This is a genomic window from Segatella copri, from assembly GCF_009494835.1.
In the GTDB taxonomy this organism is placed as follows: Bacteria; Bacteroidota; Bacteroidia; order Bacteroidales; family Bacteroidaceae; genus Prevotella; species Prevotella copri_F.
Genome location: NZ_VZBE01000015.1, coordinates 1 through 1,068, shown reverse-complemented (window position 1 = coordinate 1,068; position 1,068 = coordinate 1). Strand labels below are relative to the sequence as shown.

The following is a 1,068-nucleotide window of genomic DNA, read 5'->3' as shown; positions in this document are numbered from 1 at the left end:
ATATCTTCTTGTATTGTTATCACTTGTCGTTTCATACTCTGCCATTTATAGTGTTAGTATTATCGTTGCAAACATTTCCAAACGTGAATTCCTCAATGTTATTTATTTGCTGAGACAACTTTTCCACGTCTTTGCTCAATTTCTCCTTGGTAATCTTGGCATACACCTGAGTTGTCTTTATGTTCTTGTGACCAAGCATTGAACTCACGGTTTCTATTGGAACTCCGTTGGAGAGGCAAACCGAGGTTGCGAACGAATGACGGGATACATGCCAGGACAGCGGCTTGGTGATGCCGCATTTCTTGCCCAGTCTTTTGAGCGAATCCATACAACTTTTGTAGTTGGGTACTGGAAATACCCTACCGTCTTCACACAATCCACGGTATTTTTCCATAATCTGCTTGGGATAGTCAAGCAACTTGATGTCGGCTTCAGTTCCCGTCTTCTGTCGATGGATTATTATCCACTCGCCATCGTCAAAGAACGTTTTGATGTTCTCTTCCTTCAGGTTATAAAGATCTATGAAGGCGAGACCAGTGAAACAACAGAACAGAAACAAATCACGTACCATGCTCATCTTCTTTCGGGTGATTGGTATTTCCATGAGCAAGCGAATCTCTTCTTTTGTCAAGAACTCCCTTGTCGTCTCTTCTTCCTTGTACTCATATCGTCTGAATGGGTCTTTTACAAGCCACTCATTATCTATGGCGCGGAATATCATTGCACGGAGATTGCGGACAAACACCATCGCAGAGTTTATCTTCAAGTGCTTTTCGGTTCTGAGAAAAGTCTCGTAGTCCGTGATAAAAGGCAGCGACAACTCTTTCAAAGCAATATCCTTGACATGATAATGCGATTGCAAGAACTCACCGACATAGGCACATCCTATTCTGTATCTTGTGAATGAGCTCAAAGACTTTATGCCAGCCTTATATTGCTTTTCCATTTCATCACGGCTTTGAGAATAGACTTTCATCAGTGTATGGCAACGATACTCCAAGCCAAGAAAGGCGTTCTTCACCTTGTCGGCAGTGACGAAGTTGTCCCTGTCCATAATCTCCTGATAAT

1 protein-coding gene is annotated in these 1,068 nt (G+C 42.4%); it reads right to left on the bottom strand.

All coding sequences use genetic code 11. The features are described 5' to 3' along the window. Positions 1-31: 31 nt before the first annotated feature. On the bottom strand, positions 32-1,068 hold a 1,037-nt coding region (locus F7D47_RS03075; RefSeq protein WP_153095730.1), incomplete at its 5' end, for a site-specific integrase.